19 protein-coding genes and 1 pseudogene are annotated in these 19,843 nt (G+C 60.2%); 12 read left to right on the top strand and 8 right to left on the bottom strand.

The genetic code is table 11. The annotated features are described in order from the left end of the window. Positions 1-127 precede the first annotated feature (127 nt). Together brnQ and proY are read left to right on the top strand one after the other, a co-directional pair. Positions 128-1,444, top strand: coding sequence for a branched-chain amino acid transport system II carrier protein (gene brnQ, locus EDY99_RS01765; RefSeq protein ID WP_021504688.1), 1,317 nt, complete (start codon positions 128-130; stop codon positions 1,442-1,444). Positions 1,445-1,517: 73 nt separating this feature from the next. Continuing rightward, complete coding sequence (gene proY, locus EDY99_RS01770) at positions 1,518-2,924, top strand: proline-specific permease ProY (RefSeq protein ID WP_033644203.1); 1,407 nt, start codon at positions 1,518-1,520, stop codon at positions 2,922-2,924. Positions 2,925-2,969: 45 nt separating this feature from the next. Here proY and EDY99_RS01775 read toward each other — a convergent pair whose 3' ends face one another. The 4 genes and pseudogenes from EDY99_RS01775 to EDY99_RS01790 form a co-directional block, all read right to left on the bottom strand. After that, the gene (locus tag EDY99_RS01775; RefSeq protein ID WP_025160069.1) at positions 2,970-3,257 is read right to left on the bottom strand and encodes a HigA family addiction module antitoxin; all 288 of its coding nucleotides are present in this window, start codon (positions 3,255-3,257) and stop codon (positions 2,970-2,972) included. Continuing rightward, positions 3,257-3,536 (bottom strand): annotated as a pseudogene (locus tag EDY99_RS01780) (type II toxin-antitoxin system RelE/ParE family toxin). The gene EDY99_RS01775 and the pseudogene EDY99_RS01780 overlap by 1 nt, the downstream one beginning before the upstream one ends. A gap of 85 nt (positions 3,537-3,621) precedes the next feature. Continuing rightward, a complete protein-coding gene (locus EDY99_RS01785; RefSeq protein WP_046688349.1) occupies positions 3,622-3,891 on the bottom strand; it encodes a hypothetical protein in 270 nt (89 codons plus the stop codon). Between the two features lie 132 nt (positions 3,892-4,023). Next, the gene (locus tag EDY99_RS01790) at positions 4,024-5,280 is read right to left on the bottom strand and encodes a mechanosensitive ion channel family protein (RefSeq protein ID WP_033651075.1); all 1,257 of its coding nucleotides are present in this window, start codon (positions 5,278-5,280) and stop codon (positions 4,024-4,026) included. A gap of 246 nt (positions 5,281-5,526) precedes the next feature. Here EDY99_RS01790 and malZ point away from each other — a divergent pair, with 246 nt between their 5' ends. Further along, positions 5,527-7,350, top strand: a complete 1,824-nt coding sequence (malZ, locus tag EDY99_RS01795; RefSeq protein WP_033642052.1) for a maltodextrin glucosidase — start codon at positions 5,527-5,529, stop codon at positions 7,348-7,350. Positions 7,351-7,403: 53 nt separating this feature from the next. On the opposite strand, the gene ggt is transcribed toward malZ, so the two are convergent. The 3 genes from ggt to EDY99_RS01810 form a co-directional block, all read right to left on the bottom strand. Beyond that, the gene (ggt, locus tag EDY99_RS01800) at positions 7,404-9,167 is read right to left on the bottom strand and encodes a gamma-glutamyltransferase (protein WP_046688352.1); all 1,764 of its coding nucleotides are present in this window, start codon (positions 9,165-9,167) and stop codon (positions 7,404-7,406) included. 234 nt (positions 9,168-9,401) lie between these two features. Beyond that, positions 9,402-10,004, bottom strand: coding sequence for a peroxiredoxin C (locus EDY99_RS01805; RefSeq protein WP_004940403.1), 603 nt, complete (start codon positions 10,002-10,004; stop codon positions 9,402-9,404). 229 nt (positions 10,005-10,233) lie between these two features. Further along, on the bottom strand, positions 10,234-10,815 hold the full coding sequence (locus tag EDY99_RS01810) for an ACP phosphodiesterase (protein WP_046688353.1): 582 nt from the start codon (positions 10,813-10,815) through the stop codon (positions 10,234-10,236). Between the two features lie 120 nt (positions 10,816-10,935). Between EDY99_RS01810 and queA the strand changes: the two genes are divergently transcribed. The 5 genes from queA (at position 10,936) to secF (ending at position 16,420) form a co-directional block, all read left to right on the top strand. Continuing rightward, entirely contained in the window at positions 10,936-12,006 is a 1,071-nt protein-coding gene (gene queA / locus EDY99_RS01815; RefSeq protein WP_004940394.1) for a tRNA preQ1(34) S-adenosylmethionine ribosyltransferase-isomerase QueA, read from the top strand. 72 nt (positions 12,007-12,078) lie between these two features. Then, complete coding sequence (tgt, locus tag EDY99_RS01820) at positions 12,079-13,203, top strand: tRNA guanosine(34) transglycosylase Tgt (RefSeq protein ID WP_016928877.1); 1,125 nt, start codon at positions 12,079-12,081, stop codon at positions 13,201-13,203. A 33-nt stretch (positions 13,204-13,236) separates the two neighbouring features. Then, positions 13,237-13,569, top strand: coding sequence for a preprotein translocase subunit YajC (yajC, locus tag EDY99_RS01825; RefSeq protein WP_004940391.1), 333 nt, complete (start codon positions 13,237-13,239; stop codon positions 13,567-13,569). Between the two features lie 24 nt (positions 13,570-13,593). Beyond that, positions 13,594-15,441 (top strand): protein translocase subunit SecD, encoded by a 1,848-nt coding sequence (secD, locus tag EDY99_RS01830; RefSeq protein WP_071991633.1) that lies wholly within the window; start codon positions 13,594-13,596, stop codon positions 15,439-15,441. A gap of 10 nt (positions 15,442-15,451) precedes the next feature. After that, complete coding sequence (gene secF, locus EDY99_RS01835) at positions 15,452-16,420, top strand: protein translocase subunit SecF (RefSeq protein ID WP_019454209.1); 969 nt, start codon at positions 15,452-15,454, stop codon at positions 16,418-16,420. Between the two features lie 65 nt (positions 16,421-16,485). On the opposite strand, the gene EDY99_RS01840 is transcribed toward secF, so the two are convergent. Then, positions 16,486-17,046 (bottom strand): DUF3251 domain-containing protein, encoded by a 561-nt coding sequence (locus tag EDY99_RS01840; protein ID WP_033651081.1) that lies wholly within the window; start codon positions 17,044-17,046, stop codon positions 16,486-16,488. Between the two features lie 176 nt (positions 17,047-17,222). Here EDY99_RS01840 and nrdR point away from each other — a divergent pair, with 176 nt between their 5' ends. From nrdR to nusB, 4 genes are all read left to right on the top strand, one after another. Next, on the top strand, positions 17,223-17,672 hold the full coding sequence (nrdR, locus tag EDY99_RS01845; RefSeq protein WP_004940387.1) for a transcriptional regulator NrdR: 450 nt from the start codon (positions 17,223-17,225) through the stop codon (positions 17,670-17,672). A 10-nt stretch (positions 17,673-17,682) separates the two neighbouring features. Then, positions 17,683-18,792 (top strand): bifunctional diaminohydroxyphosphoribosylaminopyrimidine deaminase/5-amino-6-(5-phosphoribosylamino)uracil reductase RibD, encoded by a 1,110-nt coding sequence (ribD, locus tag EDY99_RS01850; protein ID WP_033642057.1) that lies wholly within the window; start codon positions 17,683-17,685, stop codon positions 18,790-18,792. A gap of 107 nt (positions 18,793-18,899) precedes the next feature. Then, positions 18,900-19,370, top strand: a complete 471-nt coding sequence (ribE, locus tag EDY99_RS01855) for a 6,7-dimethyl-8-ribityllumazine synthase (protein ID WP_004940385.1) — start codon at positions 18,900-18,902, stop codon at positions 19,368-19,370. 20 nt (positions 19,371-19,390) lie between these two features. Next, entirely contained in the window at positions 19,391-19,807 is a 417-nt protein-coding gene (gene nusB / locus EDY99_RS01860; protein WP_004940384.1) for a transcription antitermination factor NusB, read from the top strand. Positions 19,808-19,843 lie beyond the last annotated feature (36 nt).

Here is a 19,843-nt window from a genome sequence, read left to right on the forward strand (position 1 = left end):
CGGATCAACTGCGTTTAGGGTGCTTATTTGGCGCTGCAACGATCGGGCATGCCGGCAACCGGGTGGGGCGTCACGCCACCACGCAATCGGACACTATTTTTCATTTGAACAGGCAACACGACATCGTATGAGTCATCGTTTAACGTCAAAAGATATCCTGGCACTGGGCTTTATGACCTTTGCCTTATTCGTCGGGGCCGGGAACATCATCTTCCCGCCGATGGTCGGCTTGCAGTCCGGTGAACACGTCTGGACTGCGGCGCTGGGCTTCCTGATCACCGCCGTCGGTCTGCCGGTCATCACCGTCATCGCGCTGGCGCGCGTCGGCGGCGGCATCGACGCCCTCAGTTCGCCAATCGGCCGCGGCGCCGGCTTGCTGCTGGCGACCGTCTGCTACCTGGCCGTCGGCCCGCTGTTCGCCACGCCGCGCACCGCCACCGTGTCCTTCGAAGTGGGCATCGCCCCGCTGACCGGCGACGGCGCCATGCCGCTGTTCATCTACAGCCTGGTGTACTTCGCGCTGGTGATCGGCATCTCTCTGTATCCGGGCCGCCTGCTCGATACCGTCGGCCATGTGCTGGCGCCGCTGAAGATCGTCGCGCTGGCCGTACTGGGCATCGCCGCGCTGCTGTGGCCTGCCGGTGCGCCGATTCCGGCGACGACGGCTTATCAGAGCGTGCCTTTCTCCTCCGGCTTCGTTAACGGCTATCTGACCATGGATACGCTGGGCGCGCTGGTGTTCGGCATCGTTATCGTCAACGCGGCGCGTTCGCGCGGCGTGAAAGACGCCGGTTTGTTGACCCGCTACACCATTCTGGCCGGTTTGATCGCCGGCGTGGGCCTGACGCTGGTGTACCTGAGCCTGTTCAAACTGGGTTCCGGCAGCGGCGCGCTGGTGCCGGACGCCACCAACGGCGCGGTGATCCTGCACGCTTACGTTCAGAACACCTTTGGCGGCCTCGGCAGCTTCTTCCTGGCGGCGCTGATCTTCATCGCCTGCATGGTGACCGCGGTGGGCCTGACCTGTGCCTGCGCCGAGTTCTTCGCGCAATACCTGCCGTTCTCTTACAAGACGCTGGTGTTTATTCTGGGCCTGTTCTCGATGGTGGTGTCCAACCTCGGCCTGAGCCACCTGATCCAGATCTCCATTCCGGTGCTGACCGCGATTTACCCGCCGTGCATCGTGCTGGTGGTGCTGAGCTTCACCCTGCGTTGGTGGCACAGCGCGCCGCGCATCATCGCGCCGGTGATGCTTGTCAGCCTGTTGTTTGGTATCCTTGACGCGGTGAAAGCGTCCAGCTTCCAGCAGCTGCTGCCGGCCTGGACCACTCACCTGCCGCTGGCGGAGCAGGGGTTGGCATGGTTGCCGCCTTCGCTGCTGATGCTGGCGCTGGTCGCGATTTATGATCGGGTGTGCACGCGTTCCCAAGTGACCGCGCACTGATAATCCCCCGGCTTAATCTAGGGCCACGGACATGTCCGTGGCTTTTTTACGTTTAAAACTATGGGTCATTTTCATGCAACAACAGTCACCCACCACTGTCCCCGACAATAAGCTGAAACGCGGCCTCAGTACGCGTCATATCCGCTTTATGGCGTTGGGGTCGGCCATCGGCACCGGGTTGTTCTACGGCTCGGCGGACGCTATCAAAATGGCCGGTCCGAGCGTGCTGCTGGCTTACCTGATCGGCGGCATCGTGGCCTTCATCATCATGCGTGCACTGGGGGAGATGTCGGTCAACAACCCACAGGCCAGCTCGTTTTCCCGCTACGCGCAGGACTACCTCGGCCCGATGGCGGGTTACATCACCGGCTGGACTTACTGCTTTGAAATCCTGATCGTCGCTATCGCCGACGTGACCGCTTTCGGCATCTATATGGGGGTCTGGTTCCCGGAAGTGCCGCACTGGATCTGGGTGCTGAGCGTGGTGCTGATCATCGGCGCCATCAACCTGATGAGCGTCAAGGTATTCGGCGAGCTGGAGTTCTGGTTCTCGTTCTTCAAGGTCGCCACCATCATCATCATGATCGCGGCCGGTATCGGCATCATCATCTGGGGTATCGGCAACGGCGGGCAACCGACCGGCATTCATAACCTGTGGTCGAACGGCGGCTTCTTCAGCAACGGCTTTATCGGCATGATCCTGTCGCTGCAGTTGGTGATGTTCGCTTACGGCGGCATCGAAATCATCGGCATCACCGCCGGCGAAGCCAAAGATCCGAAAAAATCGATTCCCAAAGCCATCAACTCGGTGCCGTGGCGCATTCTGGTGTTCTACGTCGGCACGCTGTTCGTCATTATGTCTATCTACCCGTGGAACCAGGTGGGCACCAACGGCAGCCCGTTCGTGCTGACCTTCCAGCATATGGGCATCACCGTGGCGGCGGGCATTCTCAACTTCGTGGTGATTACCGCGTCGCTGTCGGCGATCAACAGCGACGTGTTCGGCGTCGGCCGCATGCTGCACGGCATGGCTGAGCAGGGCCACGCGCCGAAAATGTTCAGCAAGGTGTCGAAGCGCGGCATTCCCTGGGTGACGGTGGTGGTGATGATGCTGGCGCTGCTGCTGGCGGTATACCTCAACTACATCATGCCGGAGAGCGTGTTCCTGGTGATCGCGTCCCTGGCGACTTTCGCCACCGTGTGGGTGTGGATCATGATCCTGTTCTCGCAAATCGCCTTCCGCCGCAGCCTGAGCAAAGAGCAGGTGAAGCAGCTGGCGTTCCCGCTGCGCGGCGGGGTGTTTACCTCGGTGCTGGCGATCGTGTTCCTGGTGTTCATCATCGGCCTGATCGGCTACTTCCCGACCACGCGCGTCTCGCTGTACGCCGGCCTGGTCTGGGTGGTGTTGCTGTTGGCGGGGTACTGGTTCAAGGTCAACCGCCAGAAAAAACGCGCGCTGCTGGCGACGCAGCAAGACTAAATGGAAAAACACCGGCTGAGGCCGGTGTTTTTTTAGGGGCAGGCGTCAAGCGAAGTCCAGCTTGCGCAGTTTGGAAACGTCGATGGACTGCCTGGCCTGCCACAGATCGTAAGCATCTTGCATTCCCATCCAGACCTGTTCGGAACTGCCTATTACGATGGACAGGCGGATGGCCATTTCCGGCGAGATATCGGATTTTCCGCTGATCAGGCGTTGAACCGTAGACGGCGCGACGTCCAATGCTTTGGCCAGCGCGCGCGCGCTGAGATTCAGCGTTTCCATGGTTTCTTTGATCAACTCGCCAGGATGAGGAGGATTATGCATGCGGTTCATTAGTGATAGTCCTCATAATTCACGATATAAACATCACCCTCGACCAGTTCAAACGTGATGCGCCAGTTACCGGTCACGGTGACGGACCATTGCCCATTGCGAGCGCCCGTTAGCGGATGCAAGAAGAAGCCGGGCAGATCTACGTCATCAATCACTTTCGCTAAATCCAGCACGCTCAGCCGCAGCGCGATTTTTTTTCGCCTGTTTGGCGTCGATACCTGCTGTTGAACCGGTTTCGAAAAACTTTTTGAGTCCCTTATGCTTGAAGCTTCTTATCATCCTGATGGCTCCATGAGTGTTGCGCTATACGCATCATAGTAGGGTGTTGCGTATCACGCAACAAATTGGGGCGTTTTTTAACCCACTATGTCTGGCGTTTGTCTTCCGCTTCCTCATCCCCGGCGGCGCGCGCTTCGATGCGTATGCCGCCGTCGTTCAGGCGATCCTCCTCTTCCTCGCCGGCGCAGCGCGCCAGCACTTCGCGAATGTCCTGCAGGTTGCTGCTGAGGGCGCTCAGCGAAGGTTGCAGATTGCGGGGCATGTGGCTTTCATCCAGCAAAGCGTTGTGCAGGCAGCCGATAAACAGCAGGGTGGCCATCAGGGTAAACAGCCGATGACGTATCCGTTTCAGCAAGGGCTTTCCCTCTCGGTGGTGAAGGTGAGGGCGCATTAACGCCGTTTTCGCCGGGGAAAAGAAGGGGATGGAGATATCTGCTGGCAATTGAAAGCGAATAATTACCAGCAGACACAGTTACGTCAGCCGACGTCAGGAAGCGTTCGCGCTTTGTCGCAGCATGCCGCGCATGTCGTTGCCGGTCGGCGTCTGATGCACGCGCAGGCCGAACTCGTCGATCACCGCCAGGATATGGTCGAAAATATCCGCCTGAATGCTTTCGTACTCCGCCCAGACCGTGGTGTTGGTGAAGGCGTAGATTTCCAGCGGCAGGCCTTCCGGCGTCGGCGCCAGCTGGCGCACCATCAGCGTCATGTTCTGGTGAATGCGCGGGTGAGCACGCAGATAGGCTTCCAGATAGGCGCGCAGCGTGCCGAGGTTGGTCAGGCGGCGGCCGTTGAGCGGCGAGGCCAGATCGACGGCGATCTCCTGGTTATGCTGGCTCAGCTCCTGGGTCTTGACGTTCAGGTAGCTGTGCAGCAGAGGGTTGCGCTGCAGGCGGCGCTGTTCCTCTTCCGACAGGAAGTGCACGCTGCCGGTGTCGATATTCAGGCTGCGTTTGATGCGACGCCCGCCGGATTCCGACATCGAACGCCAGTTTTTGAACGAGTCGGAGATCAGCGCGTAGGTCGGTATGGTGGTGACGGTGTTGTCCCAGTTACGCACTTTGACCGTGGTCAGGCCGATGTCAGTGACCGCGCCGTCGGCGCCGTATTTCGGCATTTCCAGCCAGTCGCCGATCTTCAGCATGTCGTTGGCGGAGAGCTGAATGCCGGCCACCAGCCCGAGGATCGGATCCTTGAACACCAACATCAAGACCGCCGTCATGGCGCCCAGGCCGCTGAGCAGCAACAGCGGCGATTTGCCCATCAGCAGCGAGACGATCATGATGCCGATCAGGATCGCCGCCACCAGTTTCAGGCCCTGGAAAATGCCGCGCAGCGGCAGCTGATTGGAAATCGGGCTTTGGCGCAGCAGCGCCAGCAGCGTATCCAGCAACGAGAACAGCGACAGCAGGGTGAAGGCGAGGATCCACACCTGCGCGGCGGTAACGATCACCGCCTGGGTCTGGCTGCCGCTCTGCAGCCACAGCGTCGCCTGGATGCTGATGATCACCCCTTGCAGCAGCAGCGCCACGCGCTGGAACAGTTTGTATTGGGTGATGGCCTGTTGCCAGACGCGCTGCGATTGCTGGCCTCGGCGCTGAAGGGCAGCCAACACTACCCGGTGCAGCACCAGGTGGATCACCACCGAGATCAGAACAATCAACCCCAATACCATCAACAGCGACATCACTCCGCCGAATTCCAACCCAAATTGTTCCAGCCAGCGCGTTATCTGTTGTTGCATTACCGCTCCTTAAAAAATGCGCAAAAAATATCCTGTATGCTCAAAACGCGTTAGCCTAAGGGGTAACGTGCAGGATTTGTGCCTGTTTACCTTTTTTTACATCGGGTTAGCGTTATTTTTCGGTCTCCGCCCCCCGGCTCATCCCCGGGTTTTGCGGTCAGAGAGGAGGGGGAGTTGCACTTAACGTGGCATTGTTCGCTTCTTGAAGAACGCCGTCGATTTCGTTTGGTACAGCAGGAGAACAGTATGCTTAACGCCTGGCATCAACCGGTTCCGCCTTTTGTGGTGAAGCAAGGGCAACGTTTGGATATCACGCTGTGGTTACAAGGGGATGAACTGCCGGAACGGGTGTTTTTGCGCGCCGAACCGGACAACGAAGAGTGGCTGCTGGTGATGAAAGCGCAGCGTCACGAGGGGATGCGGCGCTACCAGGCCAGCCTGACGCTGAATGAGGGCGAGCCGACGCGGCGATACTGCTTCAAGCTGCTGTGGGCCGATCGCCAGCAGTGGTTCGGGCCGCAGGGCTGGTCGCCAACGCCGCCGGGCCAACTGGCGCAATTCGCCGTCGACGAGCCTGACAACGGCCCTGAGTGGGTGGCGGATCAGCTGTTCTACCAGATTTTCCCCGATCGCTTCGCCAGCAGCGGCGGCGAGCACGGCATCCAGAGCGGCAGCTATCGCCATCATGCGGCCGGCGCCGAGGTGATTCGGCGCGACTGGCAGCATCCGCTGGAGGACAGCCACGCCGCCTCGACCTTTTACGGCGGCGATCTGGACGGCATCAGCGGCAAACTGCCGTACCTGCAGCAGTTGGGCGTGACGGCGTTGTACCTGAACCCGATTTTTACCGCGCCGAGCGTGCATAAGTACGATACCGAGGACTATTACCAGGTCGATCCGCACTTCGGCGGCAACGCGGCGCTGCAGCGTTTGCGAGTAAGCACTCACAAGGTAGGCATGAAACTGGTGCTGGATGGGGTATTCAACCACACCGGCGATTCGCACCCGTGGTTTGACCGCCATCGTCAGGGCGAAAACGGCGCCTGTCACCACCCCGATTCGCCGTATCGCGGCTGGTTCAACTTCTACCCGGACGGCCGCGCGCTCGATTGGAAGGGCAACGCCAGCCTGCCGAAGCTCAACTTCGCCGAGCCGCAGGTGGCGGAAGCGATTTATCAGGGGGAAGGCAGCGTGGTGCGTCACTGGCTGCGCCCGCCGTACAGCATCGACGGCTGGCGGCTGGACGTGGTGCATATGCTGGGGGAGAACGGCGGCGCTGCCGGCAATCTGCGCCACCTGGCGGGCATCTATCAGGCGGTGAAGCAGGAGAATCCGCAGGCCTATGTCTTGGGCGAGCACTTCGGCGACGCGCGCCGCTGGCTGCACGCCGGAGTGGAGGATGCGGCGATGAACTACATGGGATTCGCGCTGCCGGTGCGGGCGTTTTTAGCGGGGCTGGACGTGGCCTACCACCCGGTGCGGCTGGACGCCGCCGGGTGCGCGCAGTGGATGGACGGTTACCGCGCCGGGCTGCCGCACAGCCGCCAGCTGATCCAGTTCAACCAGCTGGACAGCCACGATACCGCGCGTTTCCTCACGCTGTTGCAGGGGAACGCGGCGCGCATGCAGATGGCGGCGGTGTGGCTGCTGAGCTGGATCGGTGTGCCTTGCCTCTATTATGGCGATGAGATTGGGTTGGACGGCGGCAACGATCCGTTCTGCCGCAAGCCGTTCCCGTGGGACGTCGGCGACTGGGATCGGCCGCTGCTGGCGCTGTTCCAGCGCATGGCGGTGCTGCGTAAACAGAGCCTGGCGCTGCGTCGCGGCGGCTGTCAGGTGCTGTACGCCAGCGGAGAAACGCTGGTGTTCGTGCGCCTGTATCAGCAGGAGCAGGTGCTGGTGGCGCTGCAGCGTGACGGCAGCGGCCAGGCGCAGCTGCCGCACAACCCGCTGTTGGCCCGCGGCCCGTGGCGGCGTGTGGAAGGGCGGGGAGAGTTGAGCGAAACGGTCGGCGGGCTGCGCCTGCAGCTGGCGGAAGAATCGGCCACCGTGTGGCGCTGTGAAGGCTAAGGGAACTGCGGGGGCCGAAGGGCCCCCGCGATTAAGGTGAGTGGGCGTTTACATCAGTAACCGACCGCGGAGCCTGCCGGGCGACGCACGTCGTTGGCGCCGTACAGGTAACCTTCGCGCACTTTGCCGGAAACCGCCGAATCGTTGCCGGAGTTGGCCGGGCTGACGCCCGCCGCGCCCGGCAAACCGACCAGAATCAGTTCGGCGGCGCCCCACGGCGTTTGTTCGACCATCTTATAGCCCATGCCGCTCAGCAGTTTTAGCGTATCGGCGGAAACGCCGCGCTGTTCGTAGTACACCTCATCCGGCAGCCATTGGTGATGGATGCGCGGCGCGTCCACCGCTTCCTGCGGCGCCATGCCGTGGTCGATCACGTTCAACGCGGTCTGCAGGGTGATGGTGATGATGCGCGAACCGCCAGGCGAGCCCAGCACCATAAAGATCTTGTTGTCCTTGGTCACCAGCGTCGGGCTCATTGACGATAGTGGGCGCTTACCGGGGGCAATGCTGTTGGCGGTGCCCTGCACCAGCCCGTACAGGTTTTTCTCGCCCACTTTGACCGTAAAATCGTCCATCTCGTCGTTGAGGAAGAAGCCGGTGCCCGGTGCGATCACCACGGCGCCGAAGCGGCCGTTGACGGTATAGGTGGTGGAGACCGCGTTGCCGTCATGGTCGACGATCGAATAGTGGGTGGTTTCCGGCTTCTCATGCGGTTCCATACCGGGCTGCACGTTTTCCGACGGCGTGGCCTTGTCCGCGACGATTTTCTTGCGGATCTGCTCGGCGTAGCTCTTGCTCACCAGCCGGTCGATCGGGTTCTTGATGAATTCCGGGTCGCCGAGGTAGGTGTTGCGGTCCATGTAGGCATGGCGCATCGCCTCGGTCATGGTGTGAATGGCCGCCGCCGAGTTGAAGCCCATGCTTTTCAGGTCATAGCCTTCCACCACGTTGAGGATTTCGCACAGCGTCACGCCGCCGGAGCTGGGAGGCGGCGCCGACACGAACTTGTAGCCGCGGTAGCTGCAGGTGATCGGTGGGGTTTCGGTGACTTTATAGTTGGCGAAGTCGGCCGCCGTCAAAATGCCGCCGCCCTGTTTGGCCGCCGCCTCTACCGCCTGCGGGATCTTGCCTTTGTAGAAGGCGTCGGTTCCCCCTTTGGCGATGGCTTCCAGCGTATTGGCCAGATCGGTTTGCACCAGTTTGTCCCCCGGCTGCAGCGGGCTGCCGTCCGGGCGCAGGAAGATTTTGGCCGACTCGGGATCCTGTTTGAAGCGTGCAACGGTGGTGTCGAGAATATCGGTATCAGCGCGGGTCAGCACAAAGCCTTCGCGCGCCAGCTTGATCGCCGGCGCCAGCACCTGTTCGCGGCTCAGTTTGCCGTACTTCTCACGCGCGGTTTCCATTCCCAGCACGGTGCCCGGTACGCCGGCCGCCAGATAGCCGTACAGGCTGGCGTCTTTCTTCACCTTGCCGTCGGCGTCCAGATACATGTTGGCGCTGGCCGCCGCCGGCGCAGTTTCACGGAAGTTGATGAAGGTGTCGGTGCCGTCCGCCAGGTGGACGGTCATAAAGCCGCCGCCGCCGATGTTGCCGCAGCAAGGGTTAACCACCGCCTGCGCATAGCCCACCGCCACGGCGGCATCGATGGCGTTGCCGCCCATCTTCAGGATATCCACGCCGACCTGCGAGGCCAGGTGTTGCGAGGTGACCACCATGCCGTTTTTGGCTTCCACCGCCGGGTTGGATGCCGCATACAGGCTGCCGCTGACCAGCAGCGCCGCCATGGTCAGGGGTTTGCTCCATTTCTGTAAAAACATAGTTATTCCTACCCTGTCAGTTTTTTATTGTGTTGTGTTTGCTTGCCGCTGTTCACTTGCAAAGCGCGAGCCAGCGTTATTGATAGTAGCCGCAGATGGGCGTGCGCGCGGCGAGCAGGGTAGGAAATGTGAGCGGAAACAGGGAAATAAAGCACTGAAGGTGGGCGGTCTGCCCCATAAAGGGGCATAAAAAAACCGGCCGCGTGGGCCGGTTGATTCACTATCAGGCTGAAATTACAGCTTGGCAGCGTTTTCAGACAGGTATTTTGCAACGCCGTCTGGGGAAGCGCCCATACCTGCTTTGCCTTTTTCCCACTGAGCCGGGCACACTTCACCGTGCTCTTCGTGGAATTGCAGCGCGTCGACGGTACGGATCATTTCGTCGATGTTACGGCCGATTGGCAGGTCGTTAACAACCTGAGCACGCACGATGCCGTCTTTGTCGATCAGGAAAGAGCCGCGCAGCGCAACGCCGGCTTCCGGGTGTTCGATGCCGTAAGCTTTCTGGATTTCACGCTTAACGTCAGCAACCATTGCGTATTTCACTTCACCGATGCCGCCTTTGTCGACAGGGGTTTTACGCCATGCGTTGTGGACGAACTCTGAGTCGAAGGAAACGCCAACCACTTCAACGCCACGCTTCTGGAACTCTTCATAGCGGTGATCGAAAGCGATCAGCTCGGAAGGGCATACGAAGGTGAAGTCCATTGGCCAGAAGAACAGGACGGCCGGTTTGCCGTTCAGGTGCTTCTTCAGGTTGAAGTTTTCAACGATTTCGCCGCTACCCAGTACGGCAGCTGCAGTGAAGTCAGGGGCTTGACGAGTTACCAGGACCATAATTACTCCTGTAATAGGTGTTAAAGGGTGGATGTAAAAACAAGGGCCAGTATAGGGGCCGCGACTTGGTGAATAAAGGGTAAAAGACCAATCGATGAGATAGCTTTCACCTATCAAAGTCGTTGATATAATTTAGCGAGCTTTAAAAATAACCTTTTCCCACAAAAGGGCAAGCGGCAAAACGTAAATTCTTGCAAGGCGTTGAAATTTCAATGACTTGGGCTTGACCTCAGAGCGCTTTGTCCTTCGCCTGTCGCATCATTTGCGGGTAAAACTGCCAGAACTGTGTTTCAAGCTGATGATAATGTTGCTCGACGTCGGCGAACGAGCCGGCCAGCGCATCGAGGCGCGGGCGGCGGCTGGCCATGCCCTGCAGCACCCGGGCGATGAACGGCAATTCGGCGTAGCGCTCCAGCCAGCGTTCCGGCCACAGGTAGCCGTTCAGGTTCTGAAAGCGCGGCGGCGTGAGCGGCAGAAAAGGTTCGATCTGGCTGCGGGCTTCCTGGGTAAACTGGTGCAGGTCGCGTGAAGGCTCCAACTGCTGCCAGTGGCGCGCCAGAAAATGGTCCCACACCACGTCGAGGGTGATCGGCGCCACGCGGCGGTAGGGGGCGCTGAAATAGTCGCGGCTGGCTTTGACCTGCGGCAGGCTGTCGGTCAGCACGTCGACGCGGCGGTGCATCATGATGCCGGCCACCACGTCGGGCTGGTAGTCGGCGGCGGGGTTGCCGCGCACGAAATCGGCCAGCAGGTTGCCCAGCAGCGAGCTGTCCGCCAGCATGGCCAGGTGAAGATGAGCGAGAAAATTCATCCCTCAACTATACCCGAAGTCAGGCAAATCCTCCTTATTTCTTGCCGCTGACCGCCCCCGGCTTTAGACTAGGCCGCCTGTTTTTTACCAACCAGCCCTAAATTGAAGAAGTGAATACCCATGCGCGTCGCTGATTTTTCGTTTGAACTTCCCGAATCCCTGATTGCCCACTATCCCCAGGCCGAGCGCAGCGCATGCCGCCTGCTGCAGCTGGACGGGCCGAGCGGGGCGCTGACGCACGGCGTATTCACCGATCTGCTGGACAAGCTGGAAGCCGGCGACCTGCTGGTGTTCAACAATACCCGCGTGATCCCGGCGCGCATGTTCGGCCGCAAGGTCAGCGGCGGCAAGATTGAAGTGCTGGTGGAGCGCGTGCTGGACGACCATCGCGTGCTGGCGCACGTGCGCGCGTCGAAAGCGCCCAAGCCGGGCGCCGAGCTGCTGCTGGGTGATGACGAGAGCATCGCCGCCACCATGGTGGCGCGCCACGAGACGCTGTTCGAGCTGCGCTTCAACGACGAACGCGATGTCTTCACCATTCTCAACGCGGCCGGCCATATGCCGCTGCCGCCTTATATCGCTCGCCCGGATGAGGACGCCGACCGCGAGCTGTATCAGACGGTCTACAGCGAGAAGCCGGGCGCGGTCGCCGCACCGACCGCCGGCCTGCACTTCGACGAACCGCTGCTGGCGGCGTTGCGCGCCAAGGGCGTGGAAATGGCGTTCGTGACGCTGCACGTCGGCGCCGGCACCTTCCAGCCGGTGCGCGTGGAAACCATCGAAGATCACGTGATGCACGCCGAATACGCCGAAGTGCCGCAGGAGGTGGTAGATGCGGTGCTGGCCTGCAAAGCGCGCGGCAAGCGCGTGGTGGCGGTGGGCACCACCTCGGTGCGTTCGCTGGAAAGCGCCGCGGCGGCCAGCAAAGAGGCGCTGATTGCGCCGTTCTTCGGCGACACCAGCATCTTTATCTATCCGGGTTACCACTATCAGGTGATCGACGCGCTGGTGACCAACTTCCACCTGCCGGAGTCCACCCTGATCATGCTGGTGTCGGCTTTCGCCGGCTACAAAAATACCATGAACGCCTATCAGCAGGCGGTGGCCGAGCAGTATCGCTTTTTCAGCTACGGCGATGCGATGTTCATCAGCCGTAATCCGCAGGCGGAAAACGAGTCCGTCGGCGGTTAATTTCCCGGGCTGCGCCCACGGCGCGGCCCCGTTTCAACGACATCAGACTGTTTCTCTGATGCTGGAGGCTTTGTGAAGTACGAACTACAAACTACCGATGGCCGCGCACGCCGCGGCCGCCTGATTTTCGACCGCGGCGTAGTGGAAACCCCGGCCTTTATGCCGGTCGGTACCTACGGCACGGTCAAGGGCATGACGCCGGAAGAAGTGAAAGAGACCGGCGCGCAGATCCTGCTGGGCAACACCTTCCACCTGTGGCTGCGCCCTGGCCAGGAGATCATGAAGCTGCACGGCGATCTGCACGATTTCATGCAGTGGCCGGGCCCGATCCTCACCGACTCCGGCGGTTTCCAGGTGTTCAGCCTGGGGGCGATGCGCAAGATCAAAGAGGAAGGCGTGTACTTCCGCAACCCGATCAACGGCGACAAGGTGTTCCTGAGCCCGGAAAAATCGATGGAAATCCAGTATGACCTGGGTTCCGACATCGTGATGATCTTCGATGAATGTACGCCGTACCCGGCCGACTGGGACTACGCCAAGCGTTCGATGGAAATGTCGCTGCGTTGGGCGCAGCGCAGCCGCCAGCGTTTCGACGAGCTGGAAAATAAAAATGCGCTGTTCGGCATCATTCAGGGCGGCGTTTACGAAGATTTACGTGATGTTTCAGTAAAAGGGCTGGTGGATATCGGCTTTGATGGGTACGCTGTGGGCGGCTTGGCTGTAGGCGAGCCGAAAGAGGATATGCATCGCATTCTTGAACACGTTTGCCCGCAAATTCCGGAAGATAAGCCACGCTATTTGATGGGCGTCGGCAAGCCGGAAGATTTGGTGGAAGGCGTGCGCCGCGGCATCGACATGTTCGACTGCGTCATGCCGACCCGCAACGCCCGCAACGGCCATTTGTTCGTGACTGACGGTGTGGTAAAAATCCGTAATGCCAAGCACAAGGATGATACTTCTCCGCTGGATAAAGACTGTGATTGCTACACGTGTCGCCATTACAGCCGCGCCTACTTGCACCATCTCGACCGTTGCAACGAAATATTGGGTGCTCGACTGAACACAATTCATAACCTGCGTCACTACCAGCGCCTGATGGCGGGTTTACGCCAGGCTATCGAAGAGGGTAAATTAGAGCAGTTTGTTGCGGATTTCTATGGTCGGATCGGCAAGCCGATTCCGCCTTTAAACGCTTGATCTAATAATTGATAACTTAATGAGGGAATTTCAATGAGCTTTTTCATTTCTGACGCCGTCGCATCCGCAGGGGCTCCGGCTCAGGGAAGCCCGTACTCTCTGATCATTATGCTGGTGGTGTTCGGCCTGATCTTCTACTTCATGATCCTGCGCCCACAGCAGAAGCGCGCGAAAGATCACAAGAAGCTGATGGACTCCATCGGTAAGGGCGACGAAGTGCTGACCACCGGCGGCCTGATCGGTCGCGTGACCAAAGTGGCCGACACCGGCATCATCGCCATCGCGCTGAACGACACCACGGAAGTGATGATCAAGCGTGACTTCGTGGCGGCCGTTCTGCCGAAAGGTACCATGAAGGCCCTGTAATCTTTTTTCCCGAAGGGAATTGCCGTGCTAAACCGTTATCCTTTGTGGAAGTATCTGATGTTGATCGTCGTGATCCTCGTCGGTCTGCTTTATGCGCTTCCCAACATCTACGGTGAGGATCCGGCCGTACAAATCACTGGCGCGCGCGGCGTCGCCGCCAGTGAAACTACGCTGGACCAGGTCCGTACCGTATTAGAAAAAGACAACATCGCGAGCAAGTCGATTGCGCTGGAAAATGGCGCCATCCTGGCTCGCTTTAAAGATCCTGACGTTCAGCTGCGCGCCCGCGAAGCGCTGGTGACCGAGCTGGGTGACAAATTCGTCGTGGCGCTGAACCTGGCGCCGGCTACGCCGACCTGGCTGGCCATGCTGGGCGCAGAGCCGATGAAACTCGGTCTGGACCTGCGCGGCGGCGTGCACTTCCTGATGGAAGTGGACATGGACACCGCGTTGAGCAAGCTGCAGGAACAGACCATGGATACCCTGCGCAGCGAGCTGCGCGAGAAGGGCATTCCTTACGCGTCTATCCGCAAGCTGGACAACAACGGCGTGGAAGTTCGCTTCCGCGACGATGTGGCCCGTGACCAGGCCATCAGCTATATCGGCCCGCGTCAGCGCGATCTGGTGCTGTCCGCCAATGGCGCCAACACCATGAAAGCCAGCCTGACGGACGCCCGTCTGAGCGAAGCGCGCGAATACGCCGTACAGCAGAACATCACTATCCTGCGTAACCGCGTCAACCAGCTCGGCGTCGCCGAACCGCTGGTGCAGCGCCAGGGATCCGACCGCATCGTGGTTGAGTTGCCGGGCATTCAGGACACCGCGCGCGCCAAAGAAATTCTGGGCGCCACCGCGACGCTGGAATTCCGTCTGGTGAACACCAATGCGGACGCCACCGCGGCGGCCAACGGCCGCGTGCCGGGCGATTCCGAGGTGAAATACACCCGCGACGGCCAGCCGATCGTGTTGTACAAGCGCGTGATCCTGACCGGTGACCACATCACCGACTCCACCTCGAGCACCGACGAATACAACCAGCCGCAGGTTAACATCTCGCTGGACAGCGCCGGCGGCACGTCGATGTCCAACTTCACCAAGGACAACATCGGCAAACCGATGGCGACCCTGTTCGTGGAGTACAAGGACAGCGGCAAGAAAGACGCCAACGGCCGTGCGGTGCTGGTGAAACAGGAAGAAGTGATCAACGTGGCGAACATTCAGTCGCGTCTGGGCAACAGCTTCCGCATCACCGGCATCGGCAACCCGAACGAAGCGCGTCAGCTTTCGCTGCTGCTGCGTGCGGGTGCGCTGATTGCGCCGATTCAGATCGTTGAAGAGCGCACCATCGGTCCAACCTTGGGTCAGCAGAACATCACCCAAGGTCTGGAAGCCTGTCTGTGGGGCCTGGTGGCGTCCATCGTCTTCATGGTGGTCTGGTACCGTAAGTTCGGCGTGATCGCCACCACGGCGCTGGTCGCTAACCTGGTGTTGATCGTCGGCGTGATGTCCCTGTTGCCGGGGGCGACGCTGACCATGCCGGGCATTGCCGGGATCGTGTTGACGCTGGCGGTGGCGGTCGACGCCAACGTACTGATTAACGAACGTATCAAGGAAGAGCTGAAGAACGGCCGATCCGTTCAGCAGGCGATCCATGAGGGCTATAAAGGCGCGTTCTCCAGTATCGTCGACGCCAACATCACCACCCTGATCACCGCGGTCATCCTGTACGCAGTCGGCACCGGTTCGATCAAGGGCTTTGCGATCACCACCGCTATCGGTGTGGCGACGTCCATGTTCACCGCGATTGTCGGTACCCGTGCCATCGTCAACCTGCTTTACGGCGGCAAACGCATTAACAAGCTGTCTATCTGAGGAGTGCGTTGTGGCACAGGATTATACTGTTGAGCAACTCAACTACGGCCGTAAAGTCTACGACTTTATGCGCTGGGACTACGTGGCTTTCGGCATCTCGTTGGTGCTGTTGGTCGCGTCGATCGCCACCATGTCGGTGCGCGGCTTTAACTGGGGTCTGGATTTCACCGGCGGTACGGTGATTGAAATCAACCTGGAGAAGCCGGCTAACCTCGACCTGATGCGCGATACGCTGGAGAAGGCCGGGTTCCAGGATCCGATTATCCAGAACTTCGGCAGCAGCCGCGACGTGATGGTGCGCATGCCACCGGCGACCGGCACCGCAGGCCAGGAACTGGGCAATAAGGTGATCGGCGTGATCAACGACTCGGTGGATAAAAACGCCACCGTGAAGCGCATTGAGTTCGTCGGCCCGAGCGTGGGCAGCGAGCTGGCGCAAACCGGCGGCATGGCGCTGCTGGTGGCGTTGATCTGTATCCTGATCTACGTCGGCTTCCGCTTCGAATGGCGCCTGGCGCTGGGGGCGGTTATCGCGCTGGCGCACGACGTGATCATCACGCTGGGCGTGCTGTCGCTGTTCCACATCGAGATTGACCTGACCATCGTCGCGTCCCTGATGTCGGTTATCGGTTACTCGCTGAACGACAGCATCGTGGTCTCCGACCGTATTCGTGAGAACTTCCGCAAGATCCGCCGCGGCACGCCTTACGAGATCATGAACGTGTCGTTGACCCAGACGCTGAGCCGTACGCTGATGACTTCCGGGACCACCCTGATGGTGGTGCTGATGCTGTACATCTTCGGTGGCGCGATGCTGCAAGGCTTCTCGCTGGCGATGCTGATCGGCGTGTCGATCGGTACCGTTTCCTCTATCTACGTCGCGTCCGCGCTGGCGTTGAAGCTGGGGATGAAACGCGAACACATGCTGCAGCAAAAAGTGGAAAAAGAGGGCGCGGATCAGCCTTCGATTCTGCCTTAACCGCCGCAGTATTCAGCGAAATGAGAAGGAGCGCCTATCGGCGCTCCTTTTTTTTGCCTCGGATTTCAGTGTTGCTGCACCACCGCCGGCTGGGCGGTGGCTACCAGGCTGTGCAGACGGATATAGCCCAGCTGTTCCGGCGTCAGGCCGCTGAAGCGCAGCTCGAAGTCCTGCCCAGGTTTCGGCAGCAGCGAGTCGGCGCTGGCGATCGGTTGCGACAGCGCCTCGGCGGTCAGCGGCCGGCCGGTGGCCGCGTCCAGTTGGCCCCATTCCACCACCGCTTTAAACGGCGGCAGCGTGGCCTGTGAGAGGATGCGCACATGCAGCTGCGCCTGGGCACCGTTGGCTTCGCTCTTGATGTGGCTCAGCGAAACGCTCAGTTCGCCGATGCCGCTCTGCAAACGGGCGGCGCTCCGCGCCGCCGGCAGCAGGTAGACGCCGTTGTCGGAGTGCTGATTGAGCTGGTTTTGCCGCTCCAGCGCGGTGGCCTGATCGGTCAATACGCTCACTTTTTGGTTCAGTGCGGCGACCTGATGGCGCAGCTGAGGCACGGCGGCGTTGTGCGCGCAGCCAGTGAGCAACACGGCGGCGGCGAGCAGGGCGATTTTGGGATAACGGGTTGTCATGACGGCGATTTCCTATGCTGAATCTCCTGCTATCAAGCTTAGCCCGCATGGCGGTGAAAGTCATATCGGCGCCGCCTGCCCGCCGCTTATCGCAACAAATGGCCGACGCCCTTTGTTGTGGCTTCACTTCGGGTTAAACTGCATTTATCTATAAAAAACGTTTATCAGGACGTGTTATGCATTGCCCTTTCTGCGCCGCCGTTGATACCAAAGTCATTGATTCCCGCCTGGTGGGGGACGGTTCGCAAGTGCGCCGCCGCCGCCAGTGTCTGGTGTGCAATGAACGCTTCACCACCTTCGAGGTGGCCGAGCTGGTGATGCCGCGAGTGATTAAAAGCGATGAGGTGCGCGAGCCGTTCAACGAAGACAAACTGCGCCGCGGCATGCTGAAAGCGCTGGAAAAGCGCCCGGTCAGCTCGGACGACGTGGAAAACGCCCTTAACCATATCAAATCCCAACTGCGCGCCACCGGCGAACGCGAAGTGCCGACCAAACTGGTGGGCAATCTGGTGATGGACGCGCTGAAGAAGCTGGATAAGGTCGCCTATATTCGCTTTGCGTCGGTGTACCGCAGCTTCGAAGACGTGCGCGAGTTCGGCGAAGAGATTGCCCGCCTGCAAGACTAAAGGATCTTTCATGCATCACGACGAATTTTACATGGCGCGCGCCTTCGAACTGGCGCGGCTGGGGCGTTTCACCACCGCGCCCAATCCGAACGTCGGCTGCGTTATCGTGCGCGACGGCGAAATTGTCGGTGAAGGCTATCATCTGCGCGCCGGCGAGCCGCATGCGGAAGTGCACGCGCTGCGCATGGCGGGCGACAAGGCGCGCGGCGCCACCGCCTATGTGACGCTCGAGCCGTGCAGCCATCACGGCCGCACGCCTCCCTGCGCCGATGCGCTGGTGGCCGCTGGCGTGACACGGGTGGTCGCGGCGATGCAAGATCCCAATCCTCAGGTGGCGGGGCGCGGCTTGTACAAGCTGCAGCAAGCCGGCGTCGAAGTACGTCATGGCCTGATGCTGGCCGAGGCCGAAGCGGTCAACCTGGGCTTCCTCAAACGCATGCGCACCGGTTTTCCCTATGTGCAACTGAAGCTGGGCGCGTCGCTGGACGGCCGCACGGCGATGGCCTCCGGCGAAAGCCAGTGGATCACGTCACCCGAAGCGCGTCAGGACGTGCAGCGCCTGCGCGCGCAGAGCGCCGCCATTCTCAGCACCAGCGCCACCGTGCTGGCGGACGATCCGTCGCTGACCGTGCGATGGGATGAGCTGGATGCCGAGACGCAGCGCCTCTATCCGCGCGAAAATCTGCGCCAGCCGCTGCGCATCCTGCTCGACAGCCAAAATCGCATCACCCCACAGCATCGCGTGGTGCAGCAACCGGGCGCTACCTGGCTGGCGCGGCTGCAGGCGGATGAACAGGCCTGGCCGCAAGACGTTGAGCAGTTTATCTGCCCGGCGCACGGCGGCGGCGTCGATCTGGTGGTGATGATGATGCTGTTGGCCAAGCGCCAGGTGAATTCAATCTGGGTGGAGGCGGGGGCGACGCTGGCCGGCGCGCTGCTGCAGGCCGGCCTGGTGGATGAGCTCATTTTGTACATCGCGCCAAAACTGTTGGGCGATAATGGCCGCGGCCTGTGTCATTTGCCGGGCCTTGAGCGTCTGGCCGACGCACCGGAATTCGTCTTTAGCGACGTGCGCCAGGTTGGCCCCGATCTGCGTTTGCGCCTGCGGGCGAAACACTGAATCTCGCGCCCGCGCGCCGGTTTTACAAAAGCGCCGCGCAGGCGATGAAAGAATATGATAGAATCCGCCCCCCTGCGGGGTATTGAACCCATTTTTAAGGAAAGCCCATGAAAGTTATCGAAGGTGTTGTTGCTACTCCAAATGCCCGTGTGGCGATCGCAATTGCACGTTTTAACAATTTCATCAACGACAGCCTGCTGGAAGGCGCCATCGACGCGCTGAAACGCATTGGTCAGGTTGCTGACGACAACATCACCGTTGTCTGGGTCCCGGGCGCTTACGAGCTGCCGCTGACGGCGAGCGTATTGGCCAAAACCGGCAAATACGACGCGGTTATCGCGCTGGGCACCGTTATCCGTGGGGGCACCGCGCACTTCGAATATGTGGCGGGCGAAGCCAGCTCCGGCATCGGCAACGTTGCGATGAATGCCGAAATCCCGGTTGCCTTTGGCGTGCTGACTACCGAAAGCATCGAACAAGCGATCGAACGCGCCGGCACCAAAGCGGGCAACAAGGGCGCTGAAGCCGCGTTGACCGCACTTGAAATGATTAATGTTATCAAAGCTATTAAAGCCTGAATTTAGTTAAGGGGAATTCCGTGAAACCTGCTGCTCGTCGCCGCGCTCGTGAGTGCGCTGTTCAAGCGCTTTACTCTTGGCAGTTGTCTAAAAACGACCTTGCCGATGTTGAACACCAGTTCCTGACGGAGCAGGATGTCAAAGATGTTGACGTCGCCTATTTTCGCGAGTTGCTGTCCGGCGCGGCAGTGAATGCAGGTATGCTGGACGAGCTGATGGCACCTTACCTGTCGCGTCAGCTCGAAGAGCTGGGCCAGGTGGAACGCGCGGTGCTGCGCGTCGCGCTGTTTGAACTGAAAATGCGCGAGGATGTCCCTTACAAGGTGGCGATCAACGAAGCGATCGAGCTGGCGAAAACCTTCGGCGCGGAAGACAGCCACAAGTTTGTGAACGGGGTGCTGGATAAAGTGGCGCCAACCCTTCGCAAGAAAAAGTAAAAACATTAAGGCCGGCATTCCCGGCCTTAATTTCTT

Origin of the sequence: Serratia sp. LS-1 (assembly GCF_003719595.1) — a bacterium.
In the GTDB taxonomy this organism is placed as follows: Bacteria; Pseudomonadota; Gammaproteobacteria; order Enterobacterales; family Enterobacteriaceae; genus Serratia; species Serratia ureilytica.